This window comes from Actinomycetospora sp. ABD4_176 (genome assembly GCF_056311855.1).
The window spans coordinates 2,257,948-2,282,823 of sequence record NZ_CM149974.1; the positions used below are offsets into that span (position 1 = coordinate 2,257,948).

Genomic DNA, 24,876 nt, shown 5'->3' on the forward strand with positions numbered 1-24,876 from the left:
TGACGGATCCCGGGCGGTCGACGGGCGACGGGCCGCCCGTCGATCGGGCACGATGCCCGTCCGATGCCCACCACCGCTCCCCGCCCCGGTGCCCACCTCGACGGCGACCGGCTGCGCGTCGCCGTCCCGGCCGCGCCCACCGCCGAGGCGGTGGAGCTCTGCCTGCTCGGCGATGGCGCCGAACGGCGGGTGGAGCTGCGCCGCGCGGGCGACGGGTGGTGGCGCGGAGAGGCCGACGGCGTGACGAGCGGCACGCCCTACGGCCTGCGCGTGCACGGTCCCTGGGACCCCGCGCGAGGGGTGCGCACCAACCCGGCGAAGCTGCTCGTCGACCCGTGGGCCCGCCGCGTGGAGGGGAAGGTCACCTCGCTGGAGATCGCGCGCCCGTTCGCCGGCACCGATCCGTTCGGCGCCCGACGTGACGATCGCGACTCCGCCGGCGTCGTGCCGCACGGGATCGTGGCGGCCCGGCTCGGTGACGCCGCCACGGCGCGGCCGCGGGTGCCGTGGGCGGACACGGTGATCTACGAGACCCACGTCCGCGACCTCACGATGCGCCACCCCGAGGTCCCGGCCGAGCTGCGCGGGACCTACGCGGGCGTCGCGCACCCGGCCGTCGTCGGCCACCTCGTCGCGCTCGGCGTCACCACCGTCGAGCTGCTGCCGGTGTTCGCCCACGCCGACGAGCCGTCGCTGCTCGCGCGGGGCCGGGCGAACCACTGGGGCTACTCCACGCTGGCCTACCTCGCCCCGCAGCCGCGCTACGCGTCGGCACCCGGCCGCGAGGCCGAGGAGTTCCGCGCGATGGTGGCGACGCTGCACGCGGCGGGCCTCGAGGTCGTGCTCGACGTCGTGTTCAACCACACCTGCGAGGGCGGCGCGGACGGGCCGTCGCTGTCGTGGCGGGGGCTCGACGCCGCCGGCTGGTACGCCCTCGACGCCCGCGGCCACGACGTCGACCTCACCGGCTGCGGCAACACCCTCGACCCGGCCTCGCCGCTGGTGCGCACGCTCGTCCTGGACTCGCTGCGGTACTGGGTGACGACGATGGGCGTCGACGGCTTCCGCTTCGACCTCGCCTCGACCCTCGGGCGCCCCCGCGGCGGGGCGTTCGACGCCGCCGCGCCACTGCTCACCGAGATCGTCGACGACCCGGTCCTCGCCGACGTCAAGCTCATCGCCGAGCCCTGGGACGCCACCGGCGAGGGTTACCGGGTGGGCGGCTTCGGGCCCGGCTGGGCGGAGTGGAACGGGCGCTTCCGCGACGACGTCCGCGACTTCTGGCGGGGGCACGGTCCCCTGTCGGCGATCGTCACGCGCCTCGCGGGCTCGTCGGACCTGTACTGGCCGGCGCGCACCCCGGCCGCGTCGGTCAACTTCGTCACCGCGCACGACGGCTTCACCCTCGCCGACCTCGTGGCCTACGAGCGCAAGCACAACGAGGCCAACGGCGAGCAGGGCCGCGACGGCACCGACGACAACCGCTCGGCCAACCACGGCGTCGAGGGCCCCACGTCCGACCCGGCGGTCCTGGGGCTGCGGGCCCGCCAGGCACGCAACCTGCTCACCACGCTGCTGCTCTCGGCCGGCACCCCGATGCTGCTCGGCGGCGACGAGCTGGGGCACACGCAGCACGGCAACAACAACGTCTACTCCCTGGACGACGAGACGTCGTGGCGCTCGTGGGACTCGCCGGAGCTGGTGGACTTCGTGGCGAGCGCCCTGGCCCTGCGCCGCGCCACCCCCGCCCTGCGGCGCACCGACTTCTTCTACGGCCGGGAGGACACCGACCCCGACGACGCCGTCCCGGACGTCGCCTGGCTGCACCCCGACGGCCGCGAGCTCACCGAGCCCGACTTCCACCACCACGGGAGCACGCTGGTGGTGCGCGTGGACGGGGACCGCGCGCTGCTGCTCGTCCTGCACGCCGGCGGGGGCTCCGTCGACGTCGTGCTGCCCGACGTCGGGGACACGGCCTGGGTGCCGGTACTCGATGCCGGCACCCCCGACGGCGCCCCGCCGTCGACGGAGCCCCTGCCGGCCGGGACGACCCTCGCCGTGCCGGCCCACACGGCCCTGGCGCTGCGGGCGACGCCGCGGGGCTGACGACCATGTCGTGGAGCGCTCGCTCCGCTGAGCGGGACATCCGCTCCGCGAACGGGGATCTTGCCGCGAGCGGGGAGGAGCCAGGGCGGTCCTCGCTGCGTCGAACCCGGCATGAGCAGCAGTGACGAGCAGCGTGTCGAACTCCGGCGACTGATCCGCCGTCAGTACGGGGTCCTGAGCCTCGAGCAGGCGGTGGAGGCCGGGTACTCGCGCCAGGCCGTGGCGCGCAAGGTCGCGTCGAAGGCGTGGTTCCCCGCGGGTCCGCGCGTCTACCAGGTCGGCGAGCACCACGAGACGCCGTGCTCCCGCACGATCGCGGCGCTCCTGTCGCTCGGGCCCGGCGCGACGCTGATCGGCAGCACGGCCGCGTGGTGGTGGGACTTCCACGACACGGCGCCGACCCGCATCCGGGTGGCGGTCGATCCCGCGCGACGACCTCGTGACCGCGACGGAGTCGACGTGGTCCGCCGCCCGATCGCCCCCGACGACCGGGTGCGTGTTTCCGGCGCCTGGGTGACCACCCGGTCGGCGACGGTGCTCGATGCTGCCGCCGACCTGGGCCTCGAGGACGGCGCCCGGGTCGCCGACCGCGCCCTTCAGAGGGGCTCGGTCACCATCGAGTCGCTGCGCGAGGTGCACACGCGGACGTCCGGACGTCGCGGTGCCGTCGTCGGCGCAGAGCTCATCGCCCTCGCCGCCGGCGGGGCGCGGTCCTGGGCCGAGCGCACGCTGCACACAGGGATGCGCGCGGAGGGCATCACCGGGTGGTCGGCCAACTCCGCGATCGACCTACCCGGTTTCGGGCGCGCGGTCGGCGACGTGGTGTTCGACGAGGAGAAGGTCATCGTCGAGGTCGACGGCTGGGCCTATCACCGAGATCTCCGGGCGTTCCTCCGCGACGGGCCCCGCCAGTCGGCGCTCGCAGCGGCCGGCTGGGTCGTGCTGCGAACGCACTGGTACCAGCTGCGCGTGGCGCCGCTGGTCTTCCTCGCCCACCTCGGGGCAACCCTGCGGACGAGATCCTGATCCGTGGAGCGCGCGCTCCGCTCAGCGATGCCGACGCTCCACGGACCCGGATCTCGGCGCAGTCAGGCCGGCAGCACCACGCGCCCGAGCTCGGCCGGCGCGGCGAGCAGGTCGTGGCGGGGCAGCACCCGCACCGTGTAGCCGAGGACCCCGGCGTGGGGCAGGGGCACGACGGCCTCGAACCGGTGCGACCCCTCGTGCCCCGCGCCGATCGGCTCCATCGGCTGGACCGTCGACTCGGTCAGCTCGTCGGCGTCGTCCGCGCGGCCCACGACCGCCTGCACGAGGACCTCGTCGGGGGCGAGCCCGCCGAGCTCCACCTCGGCGCGAACCGTCATCGGCGCGCCCAGCACGGGCGTGTCGGCGCCGCCCGACGCGTCGACCTCCGCGACCGTCACCGACGACCACGCCGCGTCGAGACGGGCGCGGTAGGTCGCGAGCTCCTTGGCGCCGGCGAAGCCGTCGGCCACCACGCGCGCCGCGGACCGGGCCGCCGGGGCGTACCACTGCTCGACGTAGTCGGTGACCATCCGCGTCGCCTGCACCTTCGGCGAGAGCGTCGCGAGCGTGTGGCGCACGAGCGAGGTCCAGCGGTCGGGCACGCCGTCGGCGCCGCGGTCGTAGAACAGCGGGGCGACCTGGCTGCCCAGCAGCTCGTAGAGGGCGTGGGCCTCGATGTCGTCGCGGCGCTCGGGGTCGTCGACGCCGTCGGCGGTGGGGATCGCCCAGCCGTTGCGGCCGTCGTAGAGCTCGTCCCACCAGCCGTCGCGCACCGACAGGTTCAGCCCGCCGTTGAGCGCCGACTTCATCCCCGAGGTCCCGCACGCCTCGAGCGGACGGAGCGGGTTGTTGAGCCAGACGTCGCAGCCCCAGTAGAGGTAGCGCGCCATCGACATGTCGTAGTCGGGCAGGAACGCGATGCGGTGGCGCACGCCGTGGTCGTCGGCGAAGCGGACCATCTGCTGGATGAGGCGCTTGCCGGCCTCGTCGGCGGGGTGCGACTTGCCGGCGATCACCAGCTGCACCGGCCGCTCGGGGTCGAGCAGGAGCGAGCGCAGGCGCTCCTGGTCGCGCAGCATCAGCGTCAGGCGCTTGTAGGTCGGCACGCGGCGCGCGAAGCCGATGGTGAGGACGTCCGGGTCGAAGACGCGCTCGGTCCACGCGAGCTCGGGCTCCGACGCGCCGCGCTGCAGCCACGACGCCTTCACGCGGCGGCGGACCTCCTCGACGAGGCGGCGCCGCAGCGTCCCGCGCATCTCCCAGAGCAGCCCGTCCGAGACCCCGAACAGCTCCGGGCTCCCGGCCGCCTCGGCGCCCGCGGTGAGGCCGGCGATCTCGCGCGCGGTCCAGGTCGGGCCGTGGACGCCGTTGGTCACCGAGCCGATCGGCACCTCCGGGGCGTCGAACCCGCCCCAGAGCTGCTGGAACATCCCGCGCGACACCTCACCGTGCAGCTGCGAGACGCCGTTGCTGCGCTGGGCGAGCCGCAGGCCCATGTGCGCCATGTTGAACATGTCGCCGGCCGGCTCCCGACCCAGCGACAGGACCCGGGCCGGCTCGATGCCCGGCAGCATCTCCGGGGTGAAGTAGTGCTCGACGAGCCCGACCGGGAAGCGGTCGATGCCGGCGGGCACCGGGGTGTGCGTGGTGAACACGGTGCCGGCGCGGACGGTGGCCAGCGCCTGGTCGAAGTCGAGGCCGGCGTCGGTGCCCTCCCCGGCGACGAGCTCCCGGATGCGCTCGAGGCCCAGGAACCCGGCGTGGCCCTCGTTGGTGTGGAAGACCTCGGGCGCCGGGTGGCCCGTGAGCCCGCAGAACGCGCGCACCGCCCGCACCCCGCCGATGCCGACGAGGATCTCCTGGCGGATGCGGTGCTCGGCGTCGCCGCCGTAGAGGCGGTCGGTGACCTGGCGCAGGTCGGGGTCGTTCTCCTCGATGTCGGCGTCGAGGAGCAGCAGCGGCACCCGGCCCACCGACGCCTGCCACACCCGCGCCCGCAGCGTGCGCCTGCCGGGCATCGCGACGCCGACCAGCACCGGCGTGCCGGAGGCGTCGGCGACGAGGTGCAGCGGCAGGCCCTGCGGGTCGAGCGCGGGGTAGTTCTCCTGCTGCCAGCCGTCGAGCGACAGCGACTGGCGGAAGTATCCGGATCGATACAGCAGGCCGACGGCGACCAGGGGCACCCCGAGATCGCTCGCGGCCTTGAGGTGATCGCCGGCGAGGATGCCGAGCCCGCCCGAGTAGTTCGGCAGGACCTCGCTGACCCCGAACTCCATCGAGAAGTAGCCGATGGCCGACGGCAGGCCCTGGTCCGCCCGCGCCTGGTACCAGCGGGGCTCGCGCAGGTAGGTGCGGAGATCCTCGGCGCGCTCCTGCACGCGGGCGACGAACCCGGCGTCCTCGGCGAGCTCGGCGAGACGCTGCGGGCGCACCTCGCCGAGCAGCCGGACGGGGTCGCCGCCGGTGGCGCGCCAGGCCGCCTCGTCGACGCCGGCGAAGAGGTCCTGCGTGGGCCCGTGCCAGGTCCAGCGCAGGTTCGTGGCGAGCTCCTGCAGCGGCGCGAGGGCGGCCGGGAGCTGGGCGCGGACGGAGAAGCGACGCAGAGCCTTCACGCGAGGGGAGCCTACGGCGCGACCCCCGACGCGCCGTGCGCCGCCCACCTCCCCGGCATCGGTCCCACGACTACGCTGCGTCGCGTGAGCGCGCTGGGCAGATGGTGGCGGTCGGGACGACGTGCGAGCGGGGCGGAGACGGCTCCCGGCGAGCCCTCGGAGGCACCCCGCGACCGGACCGGCGAGCAGCCGGTCGTCGGCTCCGACGGGGCCAGCGCGCCCGCGTTCGAGGAGGAGTACCCGCCCCGCTACGACCCCCGCACGGCCGACCGTCGCGAGCCCCGGCCGGCCCCGCGCGGCGAGGTCACGACGGGGACGCCGTCGGGCTGGTTCCGGCGCCGGCGCGGCTGGGGGTCGGCCGACGACGTCGAGGTCGGCCCGCCGCCGCCCCCGGACGCGCGCCCGCACGGCCCGACGACCGGCCCCTTCCCCGTCCCCGGTCGCGGCACGGGCCCGTCCTCCGGCTCCTTCCCCGCGCCCGGTCGTGGTGGCCCGTCCTCCGGCTCCTTCCCCGCCGCGGGTCGCGCCACGGGCCCGGCCTCCGCCCCGTTCCCGGCGCCCGGCCAGGGCGCCCCGCACGACCACTCCGGCGGCTTCCCCGCGCCCGGCGCCGTCGCCCCGTCCGGCCCGTTCGCCTCGCCGGACCCCGCCGACCACCCCTCCCCCGGCGCCGTCACCCCGTCCCCCGGGTTCCGCGCCGTCGGCGCGGACGCGCCCGACCTCGACACCCACGGCCCCACCCCGTCGCTGCCGCCGTGGCGCCGCCCCGCCACCCCGCCGTGGGGCATCGCCACCGGTCGCCCCGGCGCCGCCTCCCGTCGCCCCTCCGCATCGAACCCGTCCGTTCCGGGTAGCGGACGCGACATGAGTTCGTCGTCGGACCGCGACCCCGACCAGGCGTCCTGGCGCGCGGCCCCACCGACCGCACCGCCCGGCTCCGGGCCGCGCCCGGGCAGCGGCGAGGCCGCGCCCTCCCGCCCCGCCGGCACCGACCGGTCGGCCGCCGACGCCGACCGCGCCGCCGCCTCCGACCCGGCCGGGGCGACGGGCGCGGTGCCGCCCGCGTCCGACCCGTCGTGGTTCACCCCGCGCACCCCGTACGCCCCGATCCCCGACGGCGCGGCCCGCGCCGGGACCCCGGCCGACGGCCCGGACGACGGCCCCGACGGCGACCGCGACGACCCGCTCTCGAGCATCACCGCCGACGACGAGCCGGCCGGCACCACCGTCGTCGCCGGCGACCTCGGCGGCGAGGCGGCCACCACCGGCCCGAGCACCCCGACCGGCGACGACCCCGACCCCGTCGGCCGCCCGGACGACGCCCGCCCCGACACCCCGGCCACCTCGACCACCCCCGCCTCGACCAGCCCCGCCTCGACCACCCCCGCCTCGACCGACGCCCCGGCGGCCTCGTCGCCCGGCGCCCCTGCCGACAGCGCCGCGGGCACGGGCGGCGGCGAGGACCCGGATCCCGCGCGTGGGTGGCGCACCGCGGCCGCCGGCGCCGCGGGACTCGGCGCCCTGGGTGCCGCCGGCGCCGTCGGCACCACCGGTGCCACCGGTGCCACCGGTGCCACCGGTGCCACCGGAGCCGCCGGAGCCGCCGCGGCCTCCCGGACCGACTCGCCCTCGGAGACCTCCGGGCCGAGGACGGACGACACCAGCGACGCCGGCGACGGCGACGGCGACGGCGACGCCACCCGGCCGACGAACGCGGCGACCGTGTCCTCGGGAAGCGGCTCCGACGCCTCGTCCCCGTCGGGAGCGGGAGCCGTGTCCTCGGGACACGGCTCGGCCACCTCGCCCCCGCCCGGGGAGACCAGCGTTTCCTCGGGAAACGCTTCGTCCGCAGGGGCGGGCTCCGGCGAGCCGTCCGAGTCCCCGGGACTCGGGTCGACCCCGGCGTCGCCGACCGGAGCGGTCCCCGGCAGCACGCCCAGCAGCACGCCCAGCAGCACCGTCTCCGACGACGACCCGCTCGGCGTCGGGCCGGTCTCGGTCGACCCGGACGCCTACGTCCACAGCCTCGCCCCGGACACGCCGAGCGACCGCCCCACCCGCCCGACCGGCGACCCCGGCGACCCCGGCGACCACGGCGACCCCGGCGACTCCCCGCGTGCCGAGGTCCCCCCGTCGGACGCGTCCACCCCGGGCGACCCGGCCCGCATCGGCGACGCCCCCGGCGACGTCGCCGACCCCGACCCGACCGGCGCCGACGTGCCGGCGGAGGAACCGGCGGGCGCGCCGTCCACCGACCCGAGCACGGTCGCCCCGGCCACGGCGGCCCCCGCCACGGCCCCGCCGGAGAGCACCACCACCCCGAGCACCACCACGGCGGACACCGCCGGGGCGATCGACCGCCACCACCTGCCCCAGGGCCGGATCGGGATCGACGAGGTCACCCCGGAGGTCTCGGGCGGGCGGTTCCCGGCGAAGGCCGTGGTCGGCGAGGTCGTGCCGGTCAGCGCGTCGGTGTGGCGCGAGGGCCACGACGCGGTGGCGGCGACGGTCGTCTGGCAGCGCTGCGGCGTCGCCGCCCACGGCCAGCACCCCGACGCCACGATCCCCTGCGGCGACGACGCCCCGCGCAGCACGCGCATGGCGCCGACGGGGCCGCTGACCGACCGGTTCGCCGGCCAGGTCGTCCCGGACGCCGAGGGCCTGTGGAGCTTCCGTGTCGACGCGTGGAGCGACCCGTGGGCGACGTGGCGGCACGCCGTCGACGTCAAGACCCGCGCCGGGCAGGGTGCCGCCGAGCTCGCCAACGACCTCGAGAGCGGCGCCCGGCTCCTCGAGCGCGGCGCCGACGGCATCGCGCAGCGGCTGCGCGACACCCCGCGGCTCGACGGCGACGACCCGGTCGGCGAGCGCACGGGCGGGATCGCGATGCCGCCCGCGCTGGAGCTCGCGCACACGCTGACGCGGGCCGCGGAGATCCTGCGCGACACCGGCAGGGACCTCCCGGAGCGCCTCGGACTCGCGCTCTCGGAGCCGGTGCACCGGACGATGACCGAGCACCCGGTCCGCGAGCTCGTTACCCGGGGCGAGACCCACCACGTCCAGGTCGAGCGCCCGCTCGCCCTGGCCGGCTCCTGGTACGAGTTCTTCCCGCGCTCGACGGGCGGGTGGGACGCCGACGGGCGCCCGGTGCACGGCACCTTCGCCACCGCGACCCGCGAGCTCGACCGCGCCGCCGCGATGGGCTTCGACGTCGCGTACCTGCCGCCGATCCACCCGGTGGGCACGGTCAACCGCAAGGGGCCGAACAACACGCTGACCCCGGGTCCCGACGACGTCGGCTCCCCCTGGGCCATCGGGTCGGCCGCGGGCGGGCACGACGCGATCGACCCGAACCTCGGCACGGTCGAGGACTTCGACGCCTTCGTCGCGCACGCGCACGACCTGGGCCTCGAGGTGGCGCTCGACCTCGCGCTGCAGTGCGCGCCGGACCACCCGTGGGCCACCGAGCACCCGGAGTGGTTCACGATCCGCCCCGACGGGACGATCGCCTACGCCGAGAACCCGCCGAAGAAGTACCAGGACATCTACCCGGTCAACTTCGACACCGACCCCGACGGCATCTACGCCGAGGTCCTGCGGATCGTCCTGTACTGGATGGAGCACGGGGTCCGCGTGTTCCGGGTCGACAACCCGCACACCAAGCCGCCGGACTTCTGGAACTGGCTGATCGCCGAGGTGCACCGCCGCGACCCGGGCGTGGTGTTCCTGGCCGAGGCGTTCACGCGCCCGGCCCGCCTGTTCGGGCTGGCGAAGGCCGGGTTCAGCCAGTCCTACACGTACTTCACGTGGCGCACGGGTCGCGACGAGCTGCGCGAGTTCTTCGAGATGCACCGCGACCGGCTCGACGAGTGCCGACCGAACTGCTTCGTCAACACCCCGGACATCCTCCACGAGTCGTTGCAGGTCGGCGGCCCGGGCATGTTCGCGCTGCGGGCGGCGCTGGCGGCCACGCTCTCGCCGAGCTGGGGCGTCTACTCGGGGTTCGAGCTCTTCGAGCACCAGCCGGTGCGCCCCGGCAGCGAGGAGTACCTGGACTCGGAGAAGTACCAGCTGCGCCCCCGCGACTTCGCCGGCGCGCTGGCCGAGGGCCGCAGCCTCGAGCCGTGGATCACGCGGCTCAACCAGCTGCGCCGCGACCACCCGGCGCTGCGCCAGCTGCGCACCCTGCGGTTCCACGAGACCGACAACGACGCGCTGCTCGCCTACTCGAAGACCGACCCGCAGACCGGCGACACCGTGCTCTGCGTCGTCACCCTCAACCCGTTCGGCGTCGAGGAGGGCAACATCCACATCGACATGCCGGCGCTGGGCCTGGAGTGGCACGACCGCTTCGGGGCGTTCGACGAGGTCAGCGGTCAGACCTTCGAGTGGGGCGAGACGAACTACGTGCGCATCGAGCCGTGGCGCGACGTCTGCCACATCATCTCGGTGCTCAGGCGGTAGGGCGCGCGTCACCCGTTCGAGCACCCTTCGCGGGACCGAGGAGTAGGCGGTCACCGTGGCACGCTGCCGCCTCGCCGACCTCGGGGCCACCACGGAGGGTCCGGAGGGCTCCGGGACCCAGCGGCAGCTCCGCGTCGTGGACGAACGTCTCGTCGCAGGCCTGCCGGATGGCGGGGTTCGGCGGTGTCGACCTGGTCGTCTCCCCACGCTCCGAGGAGCGCTACTCGCTGCCCCGCCGGCAGACCGACGCGGCGTCCTTCCGGCTCGCACCGGGCGAGAAGGCCCACACCACGATCACCTTCCTGCCGGCCGACGCGAACGGTCAGGACGCCTACCCGGCGACGAAGGTGTGGGCCACCCCGCCGGACGAGACGCACTCCGTGCTGCTCGACTGGCCGGGCGGGCCGGTGCTGCGCCAGGACGGCGCGACCCGTCCGGGCACCTACCTCGGCCCGGTGGAGCCCGGCGAGCGCTGACCGAGAGCCTGTGCACCTCCTGAGATTCGGGCGCATCGGGCACGATCGGGGGCCGCCGGGCGTTGCACCGGTCGAGAGACCCGGGAGGTCCCCGGGTAGGAGGTCACCGTGCGCATCCTCGTCGCCCTGGCGGTCTACCTGGCCGTCGAGATCACGGTGCTGGTCCTGGTCGGCCAGGCCATCGGGTTCTGGGGCCTGCTCGCCGTGCTCGTGGTGTCGGCGGTGGTCGGCGCCTGGGCGATCAAGCGGGAGGGCCGGCGGTCGATGTCCGCGCTGGTCGAGGCCGCGCGGCGCGGGCGCCCGGCGGAGGCCGAGGTCGCCGACGGCATGTACCTGGCGCTCGCGGGCGTCCTGCTCGTCGTGCCCGGCCTGTTGTCGACGCTCGCCGCGCTCGTGCTGCTCGTGCCGCCGGTGCGCCGGGCCCTCGCCCGCCGCGCCGCCGACCGCGCGGTGCGGGCCGGCAGCGCGCGGATGGGCCCGACGATCACCGTCGTCGGGGTCGGCGGTCCCGGCCGGGGTCCCCGTCCCGGCCCGGGCCAGGACCGTCTCGGCCCGCAGCCGCACCGCGGCCCGGTCGTCGAGGGGCAGGTCATCGAGGGCCAGGTCATCGAGGGGCAGGTCATCGACAGCCGGGACGACCGGGACACCCCCTGAGTGGACCGGGGTGTCGATGCCCGACCGGTGCGGCGCGTCATCGCGCCCGACCACTAGCGTGACGCCTGATGAACGAGGCAGTCAGCGCGAGTGCCATCGCCTCCGCGCCGAGCGATTCCGACCACGTCCGCGACGTCACCGAGGACCACGGCACCTCGACCGTCGAGGAGCCCAGTGCGGACGACTTCCGACATGCGCGCACGCTGCCGGTCGAGGACGACTGGTACAAGCGCGCGGTCTTCTACGAGGTGCTGGTCCGCGCCTTCGCCGACTCCAACCGCGACGGCTTCGGTGACCTCAACGGGCTCACCGACAAGCTCGACTACCTCGCGTGGCTCGGCGTCGACTGCATCTGGCTGCCGCCGTTCTACGACTCCCCGCTGCGCGACGGCGGCTACGACATCCGTGACTACCGCAAGGTGCTGCCCGAGTTCGGGACGGTCGCGGACTTCGTGGAGTTCCTCGACCAGGCCCACGCGCGCGGCATCCGCGTGATCACCGACCTGGTCATGAACCACACGTCGGACCAACACCACTGGTTCCAGGAGTCGCGCCGCGACCCCGACGGGCCCTACGGCGACTTCTACGTGTGGTCCGACGACGACACCCGCTACTCCGAGGCGCGGATCATCTTCGTCGACACCGAGTCGTCGAACTGGACCTACGACCCGGTGCGCGGCCAGTTCTACTGGCACCGCTTCTTCTCCCACCAGCCCGACCTCAACTTCGACAACCCCGCCGTGTGCGAGGCGATGCTCGACGCGCTGCGGTTCTGGCTGGATCTGGGGATCGACGGCTTCCGTCTCGACGCGGTGCCCTACCTCTTCGAGCGCGACGGCACGAACGGCGAGAACCTCCCCGAGACCCACGCGTTCCTCAAGCGCTGCCGCAAGGTGGTCGACGACGAGTACCCGGGCCGCGTCCTGCTCGCCGAGGCGAACCAGTGGCCCGCCGACGTCGTCGAGTACTTCGGGGATCCGGACGTCGGCGGCGACGAGTGCCACATGGCGTTCCACTTCCCGCTGATGCCGCGCATCTTCATGGCGGTCCGGCGGGAGTCGCGGTTCCCGATCTCGGAGATCCTGGCGCAGACGCCGGAGATCCCGTCGAACGCGCAGTGGGGCATCTTCCTGCGCAACCACGACGAGCTGACGCTCGAGATGGTCACCGACGACGAGCGCGACTACATGTACGCGGAGTACGCCAAGGACCCGCGGATGAAGGCCAACATCGGCATCCGCCGGCGGCTGGCCCCGCTGCTCGACAACGACCGCAACCAGCTCGAGCTGTTCACCGCGATGCTGCTCTCGCTGCCGGGCAGCCCCGTCCTGTACTACGGCGACGAGATCGGGATGGGCGACAACATCTGGCTCGGCGACCGCGACGGCGTGCGCAGCCCGATGCAGTGGACGCCCGACCGCAACGCCGGTTTCTCCAGCTGCGACCCGGGCCGGCTGAACCTGCCGATCATCATGGACCCGGTCTACGGCTACCAGGCGGTGAACGTCGAGGCGCAGTCGAACTCGACGGCGAGCCTGCTGCACTGGAACCGACGGATGATCGACATCCGCAAGCAGCACCCCGCGTTCGGGCTGGGCGGCTTCCACGAGCTGGGCGGGTCGAACCCGAGCGTGCTGGCCTACGTGCGCGAGCACGTCGACGCCGACGGCTTCCGCGACCTCGTGCTCTGCGTCAACAACATGTCCCGCTTCCCCCAGCCGGTCGAGCTCGACCTCATCGCCTGGAAGGGCTGCGTGCCCACGGAGCTCACCGGGGGTGTGCCGTTCCCGGCGATCGGGGAACTGCCGTACTTGCTGACGCTGCCAGGACACGGGTTCTACTGGTTCGCGATCCACGAGGCCGAGGAGCGCTGATGCCCGCCACGAGCTCGCCCGACGGACCCGGCACCGGTGACCCGCTCGCCGGCCTCCACGACGCCCTGCTGGCGTGGCTGCCCACGCAGCGCTGGTTCCCGGCCAAGGGACGCCAGATCGCCGGCCTGCGCACGGTGGCCCACAGCGTGGTCTCCACGCCCGACGAGTCGCCGACGGTCGAGCACGCGGTGATCGGGGTGTCGTTCGCCGACACGACCGACGGCGCCGAGGAGCGCTACCAGCTGGTCCTCGGCGCGCAGTCGGGCCCGCCCGCGGAGGTCGAGCACGCCGTCATCGGGCGCCGACCGGGCCCCGACGGCCGTGACGAGGTCGTCTACGACGGCCTGGCCGACGGGCGGATCAGCCGCCTGGTGCTGTCGCTGATCGTCGAGAACCAGACGCGCGGGCCGCTGCGGTTCGTCGCCGAGCCCGACACCGAGACGCCCATCGTGGGGCCCGGGCGGCCGCTGATCGGCGAGCAGTCGAACAGCTCGGTGATCTACGGCGAGCGCGCGATCATGAAGCTCTTCCGGCGGGCCACGGCCGGGCTCAACCCCGACCTCGAGCTGCACCGGGCGCTGCGCCGCCAGGGCAGCAGCGAGGTCGCCCCGCTGCTCGGGGCCGTCGAGGGCGAGCTCCCGGGAGAGTTCGGTGGGGCCGAGCCGATGACCGTCGCCATGCTCCAGGGCTACGCGTCGAACTCCGCCGACGGCTGGTCGATGGCGCTCGCGAGCGTCCGCGACCTGCTCGCCGAGGCCGACCTGCGCGCCGACGAGGTCGGCGGCGACTTCGCCGGCGAGGCCCACCGCATCGGCAAGACCGTCGCGGCCGTGCACCTCGAGCTGGCCGCCGCCCTGGGCACGCACCCGCTCGACGCCCGCGCCGCGTCCGAGGTCGAGGCCTGGATGCTCGACCGTCTCGAGCGCTCCGCGGCCGCCGTGCCGGGTGTCGCCGAGCAGCGCGACGCCATCGCCGAGGTCCTGCGCGGCGTCACCACGGCCGAGCCGTCGACCCTGCAACGCATCCACGGCGACCTGCACCTGGGTCAGGAGCTGCGCACGCCCACCGGCTGGCTCGTCATCGACTTCGAGGGCGAGCCGTCGAAGTCCCTGGCCGACCGGGTGCGTCCCGACTCCCCCATGCGCGACGTCGCGGCGATGCTGCGCTCGTTCGACTACGCCGCGTTCCACCAGCTGGCGGAGTGGGAGCAGTCCGCGGACGACCCGGACCCGCAGCTCGAGCGCCGCGCCCAGGAGTGGGCCGATCGCAACCGCTCGGCGTTCTGCGACGGCTACGCCGAGGTCAGCGGCACCGACCCCCGCGACGCCCCCGAGCTGCTGCGGGCCTACGAGCTGGACAAGGCCGTCTACGAGGTGCTCTACGAGACCCGCAACCGGCCGAGCTGGGTGTCGATCCCGCTGCGCTCCATGCGACGGCTCCTGACCCCGGCGGGGCGGGGCGAGCGCTGACGGGAGACGCTCGGAGCGGCGCGCCGAGCGCCACGAAAGGCTCGGGGGTCGCCCGCGATCACGGCGGCGATCGTGGGTACCTGTCCCGGTGACGCCGACCGTCACGGCCACCCCGGCCACGCCGGCCGCCCCGGCGGAGCCCGGGCCGACCCGAGTACGGTCGACCGGCCTCGACGCGGTCGGCGTCCGACAGGTCCGTCTCGCCAGCAGGAGCAGCAGGAGTGGTGCACATGTCCGTCCCCGGTAGCCGAGTCCGTGGGCAGGCCTCACCGGCACCCTCGGACCTGGACGTCCACCTCCTCATGGAGGGCTCGCACCGCGACCCGCACAGCGTGCTGGGCCCGCATCGCGACCCCGAGTCGCCGGGCACCGTCGTGGTCCGGGCGCTGCGCCCCGGCGCGGACGAGGTCGACGTCGTCGTCGAGGACGGGCCGACCGCCGGGCGCTACCCGCTCGTCGAGGTGCACGCGGCCGGCGTCTTCGCCGCCGGCGTCCCCGGCCCGCTGCCGCGCTACCGGCTCGCCGCGCGCTACACCGACGCGACGACCGGGGAGAGCGTCGAGGTGGTCGCGGATGACCCGTACCGCTTCTCGCCGGTGCTCGGGCCCGTCGACCTGCACCTCATCGGCGAGGGCCGCCACGAGCGCCTGTGGGACGCCCTGGGCGCCCACCACCGCAGCTGGCCGACCCCCTCCGGCGCGGTCGAGGGCACCTCGTTCACCGTCTGGGCGCCGCACGCGCGCGGCGTGCGGGTCGTCGGCGACTGGGACCGCGAGCACGGCAGCTGGGAGGGCGTCGCGACGCCGATGCGCTCGCTCGGCTCGGGCATCTGGGAGATCTTCCTGCCCGGCGTCGCGCCCGGCGCCCGCTACCGCTTCCACATCCTCTCGCCGGACGGGCACTGGCTGGACAAGGCCGACCCGATGGCGTTCGCCGCGGACCTGCCGCCCACGCCGGCCTCGGTCGTCACCACCTCGAGCCACACCTGGAGCGACCAGGAGTGGATGACGCGGCGCGACGCGTCGTCGCCGCACGCCGAGCCGATGAGCGTCTACGAGCTGCACCTGGGCTCATGGCGGCGGCGGGGCGAGCGGAGCGACGGGGAGGGGGACGTGCTCGGTTACCGCGAGCTCGCCGACGAGCTCGTCGACTACCTCACCGACACCGGCTTTACCCACGTCGAGCTGCTGCCGGTCGCCGAGCACCCGTTCGGCGGCTCGTGGGGCTACCAGGTCAGCTCGTACTACGCGCCGACCTCGCGCTTCGGCACCCCCGACGACTTCCGGTACTTCGTCGACCGCCTGCACCAGGCCGGCATCGGCGTCATCGTCGACTGGGTGCCGGCGCACTTCCCCAAGGACAGCTGGGCGCTCGCGCGCTTCGACGGCACACCCTGCTACGAGCACGGGGACCCGCGCCGCGGCGAGCAGCTCGACTGGGGCACGCTCGTGTTCGACTTCGGGCGCTCCCAGGTCCGCAACTTCCTCGTCGCCAACGCCCTCTACTGGCTCGACGAGTTCCACATCGACGGACTGCGCGTCGACGCCGTGGCCTCGATGCTCTACCTCGACTACTCGCGCACCGAGTGGACGCCCAACCGCTACGGCGGCCGGGAGAACCTCGAGGCGGTGTCGTTCCTCCAGGAGGTCAACGCCACCGTCTACAAGAACCACCCGAGCGCGGTGACGATCGCCGAGGAGTCGACGGCCTGGCCCGGCGTCACGCGGCCCACCCACCTCGGGGGCCTCGGCTTCGGGTTCAAGTGGAACATGGGCTGGATGCACGACACGCTCGACTACGTCGGGCGCGACCCCGTGCACCGCGGGTTCCACCACAACCAGATGACGTTCTCGATGACCTACGCGTACAGCGAGAACTACGTGCTGCCGCTCTCGCACGACGAGGTGGTGCACGGCAAGGGCTCGCTGTGGACGCGCCAGCCGGGCGACGAGGACCGCAAGGCCGCGGGCGTGCGGGCGCTGTTCGGCTACATGTGGGCGCACCCCGGCAAGCAGCTGATCTTCATGGGCGGCGAGTTCGGGCAGGTCCGCGAGTGGTCCGAGGAGCGCTCGCTGGACTGGGAGCTGCTCGACGACCCCCGCCACGGCGGGCTGCGCCGGCTCGTCGGCGACCTCAACGCCGCCTACCGGTCGCTGCGCCCGCTCTACGAGCTGGACAACGACCCGGCCGGCTTCTCGTGGATCGACGCCAACGACGCGACCGGCAACGTGCTGTCGTTCCTGCGCCAGGACCGCGACGGCAACGCCGTGGCGTGCCTCGTGAACTTCTCGGGCGTCGACCACCCGAACTACCGCGTGGGGCTGCCGACGACCGGGCGGTGGCGCGAGGTCGTCAACACCGACGCCGAGATCTACGGCGGGCGCGGGGTCGGCAACTACGGGGCGGTCATCGCCGCGTCGCGCAGCTGGCACGGGCGCCCGGCGTCGGCCGAGGTCACCCTGCCCGCCATGGGCGTGCTCTGGCTCGCACCCGGGTGACGATCTCCCTGCCGCCGGCCACGCGGATCGGTACCCGCGCCGGACACGGACGGGGCATGATGTCGCGCGTGCGGGGAGGCCTGGGGCGGGCGCTGGTCGTGACGTGTGCGGTGCTGGCGGTCCTCGTGACCTCGGCGTGCGCGTTCCCGGTCGACGGGCGGGCGATCGCGGGGCCGGAGGTCACCGCGGGCACCGACCCGTCGTTCATCGGCGGCACCGACGGCGGCGAGGAGGACCGGCTCGCGGCGGCGACGCTGCGCGACCTCGAGGGCTTCTGGGGCGAGGCGTTCCCGGCCCTCGCGGGCGGCCAGCCGTTCCGCCCGCTCGCCGGCTACTACTCGGTCGACCCGTCCGCCCCGGCCGCGAACGTGCCCTGCCTGCGGAACCCCCGCGAGATCGAGGGCACCGCGTTCTACTGCCCGAGCGCCGACGTCATCGCGTGGGACCGCACCCAGCTGCTGCCCCAGCTGCGGCGCGACTTCGGCGACGCGGCCGTGGTCGTCGTGCTCTCCCACGAGTTCGGGCACGCCGTGCAGGGCCGCCTCGACCGCACCGGCGCGCTCGCGGGCGCGCCGACGATCGTGCTCGAGGCGCAGGCCGACTGCTACGCGGGCGTGTTCCTGCGCCGCGTGCGCGACGGCGCGCTGCCCGACCTGCGCACCGGCGCGGCGGGCATCGACGGAGCCATGGATGCGCTCATCGGGTTCCGCGACCCGGTGGGCACCTCGCCGCGCAACGCCCAGGCCCACGGCAACGCGTTCGACCGCGTCTCGTCGTTCCAGGACGGTTTCGACGGCGAGCCGGCGACCTGCGCGGCGATGGGCACGGACCGCGTGTTCACCCAGGAGGCGTTCCGGTCCGCGGCCGACGAGAGCTCCGGCGGCAACCTCGGGCTCGCGCCGCTGATCGAGGCCATGGTCCCCGACCTCGACCGCTGGTTCGGCGAGGAGGTCCGCCGCCGCGGCGCGCCGTGGACCACCCCGACCACCGAGCGCGGCCAGGCGCAGTGCCCGGATGTCGACGAGCCGGTGCAGGGCCCCGTGTCATGGTGCGCGCCGGACGCGGGCGCGCCGTCGTCGGTGCACATCGACACCACCGGGGACCTGCCCGGCGACCACGCCCGCATCGGCGACTACGCCACCGGCACCCTGCTCGCCTCCCGCTACGGCGCCGCCACCCTCGCGGCCCTGGGGCGGCCCACCACGGGCGCCGAGGGCGGGCGCGCCGCGCTGTGCCTCGCCGGGGCCTACAGCGCGGCGGTGGGCACCACGAACAGCGCCTTCGCCCTCTCCCCCGGCGACCTCGACGAGTCCGTGACGCTCCTGCTGCGCGAGGACTTCCCCTCCCGCGGCACCGACGGCGTCGCCTCCGCCACCACGGGCTACGAGCGCATCCGCGTCTTCCGCGCCGGGGTCACCGGCGGCTCGGACGCGTGCCTGCGCGGCGTCTGAGTGGTGTCAGCGAAGTGCCGTTGCTGACGTTGAGTGTCCGCATCGGTACTTCGATCACTCGCCCCGCCCGGCCCGGCGCGGCGCGACCTAGTAGAGCGCGCGGGCCAGGGCCCGGCGGGCCGTGGTGACGCGCTCGTCGTCGGTGCCGAAGAGCTCGAACAGCTCGACGAGGTGGGTGCGGGCGCGGTCGCGGTCGTCGCCGGCCGTGCGCGCCACCGTCTGCACGAGGCGGTCGAACGCCCCGGTGACGTCCTGCGCCGCGATCTGGGCGTCGGCGGCGGCGATCTGCGCGTCGACGTCGTCGGGCGCGGCGTCGGCGCGGGCGATCGCCGACGGGTCGGCCGACTCGGCGCGCTGCAGGAACTTCACCTGCGCGAGCGCCGCCTGGGCCTCGGCGTTGCTCGGCTCGCTCGCGAGGATCTGCTCGTAGGCCTGGGTGGCGGCCGCGTAGTCGCCGGCCTCCAGGGCGTCCTCGGCGGCGACGAAGCGCGGGTCCTCGGGCTCCTCGGCCGGCTCGACGTCGCCGCCGCCGTCGCGCGCCTCGGCCTCGGCGATGCCGGGCATCTGCTCGCGCAGCGCGTCGAGCAGCTGGGCGATCCACTGCCGCAGCTGCGGCTCGGGCTGGGCGCCCTGGAACGACGTGACCGGCTGCCCGCCCGCGACCACGACGACCATCGGGATCGACTGGACCTGGAACGCCTGCGAGATGCGCGGGTTCGCGTCGACGTCGATCTTCGCGAGCACCCACGCGCCGCGGCCCTCGGCGGCCAGCTTCTCGAGCACCGGCGAGAGCTGCTTGCACGGCCCGCACCACTCGGCCCACAGGTCGACGACGACCGGCACGGTCATCGAGCGCTCGATGACCTCGGCCTGGAACGACGCCTCGTCGACGTCGATCACGGTGACGGGCGCGCCGCCGGCCGGCGCGGCGCCCTCGGCCGGCGGACCGGCGGGGCGCTGGGGGCCGCCGGGTGACGAGGCGGACGACGAGGGCCGGGCGTCGGCGCGGGCCTTCAGGCCGGAGAGGTCGACGGCCCCGGCCATCGCGGAGGAGAGAGCAGCGGCCTGCGCCGCCTGGCGTGAATCGGGACGTGCCACGGCGCCAAGTCTGCCACTGCCGGCAGGGGCGCTGCTCAACCCTGCAGCCGCTCCTCGACCCGCGCGACCTTCGCCTGCATCTGCCCGGTGTGGCCCGGGCGGATGTCGGCCTTGAGAACGAGCGACACGCGCGAGCCGTAGCGGCCGGCGGCCTCGGTGGCGCGGCGCACGACGTCCATCACCTCGTCCCACTCGCCCTCGACCGAGGTGAACATCGACGAGGTCTCGTGCGGCAGCCCCGACTCGCGGACCACCCGGACCGCCGCGGCGACGGCCTCCGACACCGAGCCGTCCTCGCCGGCGGCACCGTCGACACCGACACCGGACGGGGACACGCTGAACGCGACGATCACGACACCACCCTGCCACGGTCGCGCTGCTAGGTTCGCCCACGTCATGACCGCGTCCACGCCGCTGCCCTTCGACCCGATCGCCCGGGCGGCGTCGCTGTGGGGCGAGCGGATCGGCGAGCCGCGGGCGATGGCCGCGGTGACGAGCGTGATGCGGGTCCAGCAGATCCTCCAGCACGCGGTCGACGGCGCGCTGCGCCCGCACGGGCTGACGTTCGCGCGCTACGAGGCGCTGGTGCTGCTGCGGTTCTCGCGGGCCGGGTCGCTGCCGATGCGGATCATGGGCGAGCGCCTGCAGCTGCACCCGACGTCGATCACCAACATCGTCGACCGCCTCCAGTCCTCGGGCCTGGTGGCCCGCCGTCCGCACCCGACCGACGGCCGCACCACGCTGGTGGAGATCACCGACGACGGCCGGGAGCTGTGCGCGGCGGCGACGGCCTCGGTGACGGCGATCGACTTCGGTCTGGTGGGGCTCGACGACGGCGAGGTCGAGGCGCTGACGGGCCTGCTCGCCCGCGTGCGTCACGCGGCGGGCGACTTCGCCTGAACCCCGGACGGCGCCAGCGCGCCGCCGGAGAGGTGGCGGACCTCGTCGACGAGGTCGAGCCCCTCGCCGCGGTGGGCGAGCAGGACGACGGTGCGTCCGGAGCCCGCGTCGAGGAGGTCGGCGACGAGCTCGCGGGCGGTGGCGGGGTCGAGGCCCTCGGTCGGCTCGTCGAGCACGAGCACCGCAGGGTCGACGAGCAGCGCCCGGGCCGCGGCCAGGCGCCGGCGCTCGCCGCCGGAGACCGACCCGGCGTCGAGCCAGGTGTCGAGGCCGTCGGGCAGCCCGGCGAGCCAGGAGCCGAGCCGGACCCGGTGCAGGACCGCGACCAGGTCGGCGTCGGTGGCCCCGGGCGCGGCGAAGCGCAGGTTCTCGCGCAGGGTCGTGGCGAAGACGTGGTCGTGCTCGCCGACGAGCGCGACGCGGCGCCGCCAGAGGTCGCCGGGGACGGCGGCCGCGTCGACACCGCCGAGGGTGACGGTGCCGGAGCGCGGGTCGAGCAGGCGCAGCAGCACCGCGGCGAGCGTCGACTTGCCCGACCCCGACGCCCCGGTGACGCCGAGGCGGTGCCCGGCGGGCAGGTCGAGGTCGAGGTCGCGCAGCGCGGGCCGGGCGCCCCAGCCGGCGGTGACGCGGCGCAGGCGGAGGTCTGCTCCCGCCGGCTCCCGGGGGTGCTCGAGATCCTGCGCCGGCGGCGCCGGGGCCTCGAGCGCGGCGAGGCGGGCACGGGCGCGCCGGCCCCGGACCACGGCAGCCGCGGCGGCGGGGAGGGCGAGCACCGTCTCGCCGAGCGCGAGCGGCGCGAGCACGGCGACCGCGGCGAGCTCGGGCGACGTGCTCGCCGGCGCCGCCAGCGCGGCGGCGACGGAGGCCGCGCCGAGCCCGAGCTGGGCGAGCGCGCCCGCGAGCGCGCCGCCGCGGGCCTCGCGCCCCCGGGCCCGGGCGAGCGCGGCGGCGGCGGCGCGGGGGCGGGCCCGGAGCGCCTCGGGGCCGCGGGCGGCGAGCTCGTCGCGGGCGGCGTGGGTCTCGACGACCGCGGCGCGCAGGTCGTCGACGCCGCGCTCGAGCGCCGGCGCGCCGCGCCGGGCCGCGACGGCCGCGACCAGCGGCGCGCCGAGGGCCGCGACGGCCAGCCCGGGGAGCAGGGCGGCGGCCACGGGGCCGCCGGCGAGCGTCGCGGCGGCGAGGAGCAGCGGCAGCGCGAGCGCCGCCACAGCCAGCGGCAGCACCCCGCGCACGAGGCCGTCGAGGCGGACGTCGACGTCGTCGGTGACGCGGGCGAGGAGGTGGCCCCGACGCCCGGCCACGGCCCCGGGCACGCGCTCGGCCAGCGCCGCGACCACCCGCCGGCGCCACCGGACCATGCGCGCCAGCCCGTCGGCGTGCGCGGTGACCCGCTCGAGGTGGCGCAGCACCGGACGCGCGATCGCGAACCCGCGCACGGCCACCACCGCGATCGACAGGGTGAGGATCGGCGGCTGGGCGGCGGCGCGCGCGATCAGCCACGCCGCCGACGCCGTCAGCGCCACGCCCGCCACCGCCGCGCCCGCCCCGAGCACGATCGCGAGCGGGAGCCCCCGGCCCGTCCGTGTCGCAGCGAACGCGCTGTTCGCGGCCTCTAGGCGCGCAGAGTCCCCGTTGGCAGGCAGGGTGGTCGTCGCCAACGGGGAGTTCGTGCGCCTAGAAGCCGCGAACAGCGCGTTCGCTGCCCCGAGACCCGGCGCGCCCAGCTCCACGACCCGGTCGGCGGCCTCGCGCAGGGCCGGGCGGTGGGCGACGGCGAGCACGAGCGCCCCGCGCCCGGCCAGCGCCCGCAGCTCGGTGACGATCGCCCGCTCGGCGTCGGCGTCGAGGTGGGCGGTGGGCTCGTCGAGCAGCACCACGGTGGCTTCGGGGTCCGCCGACGCCTCGCCCAGCACGCGCGCCAGGGCCAGGCGCCGCTGTTGCCCCGAGGACAGCGAGCGGCCGCCCTCGGCGAGCGGGGCGTCGAGGTCGAGATCCAGTCCCAGCCGCGCCAGCAGCTCGGGCGAGCCGTGCCCCAGCGCCTCGCGGACCGTCGCCGCGTGCGGCAGCTGCGGGTGCTGGCCGAGCACGACCACGTGCCCCCGCACCTCGACCGTGCCCGCGGACGCCGCGGCGTCGTCCAGGGTCCCCGCGAGCGCGCGCAGCAGCGTCGTCTTGCCTGCTCCCGAGGGCCCGGCGACGACGACCAGCGCGCCTCCGTCGGCGTCGAGCGCCGGCAGCGACGGCGTCGCCGCCCGCCGTCCGGGATGGCGCACCTCCAGGCCGCGGACGCGCACCCGCGCCCGGCCCGCGTCCACCGTCCGGACGACGCGACCGGAGACGGCACCCGACAGGACGGCGTCCCGTTCGTCCAGCACCGCCGTGGCCCGCGCGTCCTCGTGGAACCGGGCGCCGGCCTCGCGCAGCGGGCGGTGGGCCTCGCCGGCGAGCAGGATCGCCACGAGCGCCGGGTAGAGCGCCATCGTCCCCTCGACCAGCCGCACCCCGGCGCCGACCGCCACGAGCCCGACCGACAGGGTCCCCAGGAGCTCCAGCGCCGTCGAGGACAGGAACGCCACGCGCAGCACGCGCGTCGAGGCCACGCGGTGCCGCTCGCCGAGCTCGGCGACGGCGTCGACGGCGCGGCGGGACCGCCCGAACAGCCGCAGGGTCGCGAGCCCGGTGACGGTGTCGAGGAAGTGCCCCGCCAGCCGCTCCCCTGCCGCCCACTCGCGGCGGGCGCGGGCGCGCGCCGCCCACCCGAGCAGCACCGCGAACACCGGCACCAGGGGCAGCGTCGCGGCCACGACCAGCGCCGAGGTCGGGTCGGCGAGCGCGAGGACGACGAGCACCGCGGGCGGCAGCACGACCGCCAGCACGAGCGCCGGCAGCGTCCCGGTGAACCAGCCGCGCAGGGCGTCCACCCCGTGGCCGGCGAGCGGGACGATCGCCGGGTCGTCGTCGTGGCCGAGGTGCTCCAGCAGCCGCTCGCGCTCCCGCTCGACCACCGCCTCGCCGGTCCGGGCCGCGAGCCACGGCTCGAGCCACGCCAGGCCCGCGCGGGCGACGACCACCGCCGCGAGCACCGCGACCGCACCCCGCGGGACCACGCCCGGCCCCGTGACCAGCGCCGTCACCACGCTCGCCGCGGCCAGCGCCGCGGCCGCCGTGCCCGCCGCCCGGGCCACGCCGACGGCCACGAGCCCCGCGACCCCGCCGAGCGTCCCGCGCGCCAGGGCCAGCAGCCGGGGGTCGACGGGACCGCGAGCGCGGGTCATGTCGCCACCCGCTCGCTCGCCACCCGCCGCCGGAACACCCAGTACGAGAACGCCTGGTAGGCGATCACCCCGGGCAGCACGACCACCGCGGCGACGGTGATCAGCTGCAGGGCGCCGGGGCTCGCCGCCGCGCCGTCGACGGTCAGCGAGAACGCGGGGTCGAGGGTGCTCGGCAGCACGGCCGGCAGGTGGGCGGCGAGCACCGCGACGACGCCCACCGCCACCGCGAGCGACGCCGCGACGAACGCCAGCACCTCGCGCCGGAGCACGACGAGCGCCGCGACGACCGCCACCGCCACCAGCCCGAGCGGCGCCACGACCGCGACGAGCACCGCCACCGGCACCAGGGCGGCCAGCGCCGCCGTGCGCGCCCGGGCGCGCAGCGGGCCCGTGGTGCGCAGGCCCAGGAACGTCGCGCCCTGCAGCAGCGCCACCCCGATCCCGAGCGCCGCCCCGAGCAGCGCCGGGGCGGAGACCACGGGGGCGAGCGAGCGCGAGAGCCCGGACCCGACCACCTCGCCGTCGGCCCCCAGCGCGAGGCCGGTCGCGAGCACGCCGAGCAGCGCGCCCCACAGCGCCGCGGTCAGCAGCGACGACACCGCGAGCACCGCGTCGCAGGCCGCGCGCCACCGCACCGTGCCGCCCTTGCCGCGGAACTCCAGCGCCACCCCCCGTGCGGCCAGCGTGAGCAGGACCAGCACGAACGGCAGGTAGAGCCCGCTCATCAGCGCCGCGTACCAGTCGGGGAACGCCGCGAACGTCACCCCGACCGCGGCGACGAGCCACACCTCGTTGCCGTCCCACACGGGCCCGATCGTCGTGACGCCGGCGCCGCGCTCGTGGTCGTCGCGGCCGAGCACCGGGGCGAGGACGCCGACGCCGAAGTCGAAGCCCTCGAGCACGAAGAACAGCACCCAGCAGGTGACCGCCAGGGCGAACCAGAGGGTCGGGAGGTCCATGACGAGCTCCG

General features: G+C 75.7%; 15 protein-coding genes. 10 read left to right on the forward strand and 5 right to left on the reverse strand.

The features are described from left to right. Positions 1-63: 63 nt before the first annotated feature. Positions 64-2,106 carry a glycogen debranching protein GlgX gene (glgX, locus tag ACYX4T_RS10960; RefSeq protein WP_476014549.1) on the forward strand — a complete coding sequence of 681 codons (2,043 nt, stop codon included), beginning with the start codon at positions 64-66 and terminating at the stop codon, positions 2,104-2,106. A gap of 111 nt (positions 2,107-2,217) precedes the next feature. Next, positions 2,218-3,132, forward strand: a complete 915-nt coding sequence (locus ACYX4T_RS10965; RefSeq protein WP_476014550.1) for a DUF559 domain-containing protein — start codon at positions 2,218-2,220, stop codon at positions 3,130-3,132. A 62-nt stretch (positions 3,133-3,194) separates the two neighbouring features. Here the strand turns inward: ACYX4T_RS10965 and glgP are convergent, their stop codons facing one another. After that, on the reverse strand, positions 3,195-5,744 hold the full coding sequence (glgP, locus tag ACYX4T_RS10970) for an alpha-glucan family phosphorylase (protein ID WP_476014551.1): 2,550 nt from the start codon (positions 5,742-5,744) through the stop codon (positions 3,195-3,197). Between the two features lie 2,367 nt (positions 5,745-8,111). Between glgP and ACYX4T_RS10975 the strand changes: the two genes are divergently transcribed. The 7 genes from ACYX4T_RS10975 to ACYX4T_RS11005 all read left to right on the forward strand — a co-directional run bounded on the left by ACYX4T_RS10975 (position 8,112) and on the right by ACYX4T_RS11005 (position 18,630). Next, entirely contained in the window at positions 8,112-10,208 is a 2,097-nt protein-coding gene (locus tag ACYX4T_RS10975) for a maltotransferase domain-containing protein (protein WP_476015239.1), read from the forward strand. Beyond that, complete coding sequence (locus ACYX4T_RS10980; RefSeq protein ID WP_476014552.1) at positions 10,166-10,684, forward strand: DUF4232 domain-containing protein; 519 nt, start codon at positions 10,166-10,168, stop codon at positions 10,682-10,684. Before ACYX4T_RS10975 ends, ACYX4T_RS10980 begins: the two co-directional genes overlap by 43 nt. 108 nt (positions 10,685-10,792) lie before the next feature. Continuing rightward, positions 10,793-11,338 carry an FxsA family protein gene (locus tag ACYX4T_RS10985; RefSeq protein ID WP_476014553.1) on the forward strand — a complete coding sequence of 182 codons (546 nt, stop codon included), beginning with the start codon at positions 10,793-10,795 and terminating at the stop codon, positions 11,336-11,338. A 68-nt stretch (positions 11,339-11,406) separates the two neighbouring features. Beyond that, complete coding sequence (gene treS, locus ACYX4T_RS10990; RefSeq protein ID WP_476014554.1) at positions 11,407-13,212, forward strand: maltose alpha-D-glucosyltransferase; 1,806 nt, start codon at positions 11,407-11,409, stop codon at positions 13,210-13,212. Continuing rightward, complete coding sequence (locus ACYX4T_RS10995) at positions 13,212-14,681, forward strand: maltokinase N-terminal cap-like domain-containing protein (protein ID WP_476014555.1); 1,470 nt, start codon at positions 13,212-13,214, stop codon at positions 14,679-14,681. Before treS ends, ACYX4T_RS10995 begins: the two co-directional genes overlap by 1 nt. 230 nt (positions 14,682-14,911) lie before the next feature. Continuing rightward, a complete protein-coding gene (gene glgB / locus ACYX4T_RS11000; protein ID WP_476014556.1) occupies positions 14,912-17,179 on the forward strand; it encodes a 1,4-alpha-glucan branching protein GlgB in 2,268 nt (755 codons plus the stop codon). Positions 17,180-17,247: 68 nt separating this feature from the next. Next, the gene (locus ACYX4T_RS11005; RefSeq protein WP_476014557.1) at positions 17,248-18,630 is read left to right on the forward strand and encodes a neutral zinc metallopeptidase; all 1,383 of its coding nucleotides are present in this window, start codon (positions 17,248-17,250) and stop codon (positions 18,628-18,630) included. 87 nt (positions 18,631-18,717) lie between these two features. Here the strand turns inward: ACYX4T_RS11005 and ACYX4T_RS11010 are convergent, their stop codons facing one another. Continuing rightward, positions 18,718-19,674 carry a tetratricopeptide repeat protein gene (locus ACYX4T_RS11010; protein ID WP_476015240.1) on the reverse strand — a complete coding sequence of 319 codons (957 nt, stop codon included), beginning with the start codon at positions 19,672-19,674 and terminating at the stop codon, positions 18,718-18,720. 89 nt (positions 19,675-19,763) lie between these two features. Next, on the reverse strand, positions 19,764-20,081 hold the full coding sequence (locus tag ACYX4T_RS11015) for a thiamine-binding protein (RefSeq protein WP_476014558.1): 318 nt from the start codon (positions 20,079-20,081) through the stop codon (positions 19,764-19,766). Positions 20,082-20,124: 43 nt separating this feature from the next. Between ACYX4T_RS11015 and ACYX4T_RS11020 the strand changes: the two genes are divergently transcribed. Then, positions 20,125-20,628, forward strand: a complete 504-nt coding sequence (locus tag ACYX4T_RS11020; protein WP_476014559.1) for a MarR family winged helix-turn-helix transcriptional regulator — start codon at positions 20,125-20,127, stop codon at positions 20,626-20,628. Here the strand turns inward: ACYX4T_RS11020 and cydC are convergent. Both cydC and cydB read right to left on the reverse strand, forming a co-directional pair. Continuing rightward, a complete protein-coding gene (cydC, locus tag ACYX4T_RS11025) occupies positions 20,604-23,906 on the reverse strand; it encodes a thiol reductant ABC exporter subunit CydC (protein WP_476014560.1) in 3,303 nt (1,100 codons plus the stop codon). The two genes, ACYX4T_RS11020 and cydC, sit on opposite strands and share 25 nt — an antisense overlap. After that, positions 23,903-24,865, reverse strand: coding sequence for a cytochrome d ubiquinol oxidase subunit II (cydB, locus tag ACYX4T_RS11030; protein WP_476014561.1), 963 nt, complete (start codon positions 24,863-24,865; stop codon positions 23,903-23,905). Before cydB ends, cydC begins: the two co-directional genes overlap by 4 nt. Positions 24,866-24,876: the final 11 nt, after the last annotated feature.

Excerpts from the sequence above, each read along its gene's own strand:
- treS (WP_476014554.1), top strand. The coding sequence starts at position 11,407 with ATGAACGAGGCAGTCAGCGCGAGTGCCATCGCCTCCGCGCCGAGCGAT.
- cydC (WP_476014560.1), bottom strand. The coding sequence starts at position 23,906 with ATGACCCGCGCTCGCGGTCCCGTCGACCCCCGGCTGCTGGCCCTGGCG.
- ACYX4T_RS10965 (WP_476014550.1), top strand. The coding sequence starts at position 2,218 with ATGAGCAGCAGTGACGAGCAGCGTGTCGAACTCCGGCGACTGATCCGC.
- ACYX4T_RS11020 (WP_476014559.1), top strand. The coding sequence starts at position 20,125 with ATGACCGCGTCCACGCCGCTGCCCTTCGACCCGATCGCCCGGGCGGCG.
- ACYX4T_RS10995 (WP_476014555.1), top strand. The coding sequence starts at position 13,212 with ATGCCCGCCACGAGCTCGCCCGACGGACCCGGCACCGGTGACCCGCTC.
- glgX (WP_476014549.1), top strand. The coding sequence starts at position 64 with ATGCCCACCACCGCTCCCCGCCCCGGTGCCCACCTCGACGGCGACCGG.
- ACYX4T_RS11010 (WP_476015240.1), bottom strand. The coding sequence starts at position 19,674 with ATGGCCGGGGCCGTCGACCTCTCCGGCCTGAAGGCCCGCGCCGACGCC.
- glgB (WP_476014556.1), top strand. The coding sequence starts at position 14,912 with ATGTCCGTCCCCGGTAGCCGAGTCCGTGGGCAGGCCTCACCGGCACCC.
- cydB (WP_476014561.1), bottom strand. The coding sequence starts at position 24,865 with ATGGACCTCCCGACCCTCTGGTTCGCCCTGGCGGTCACCTGCTGGGTG.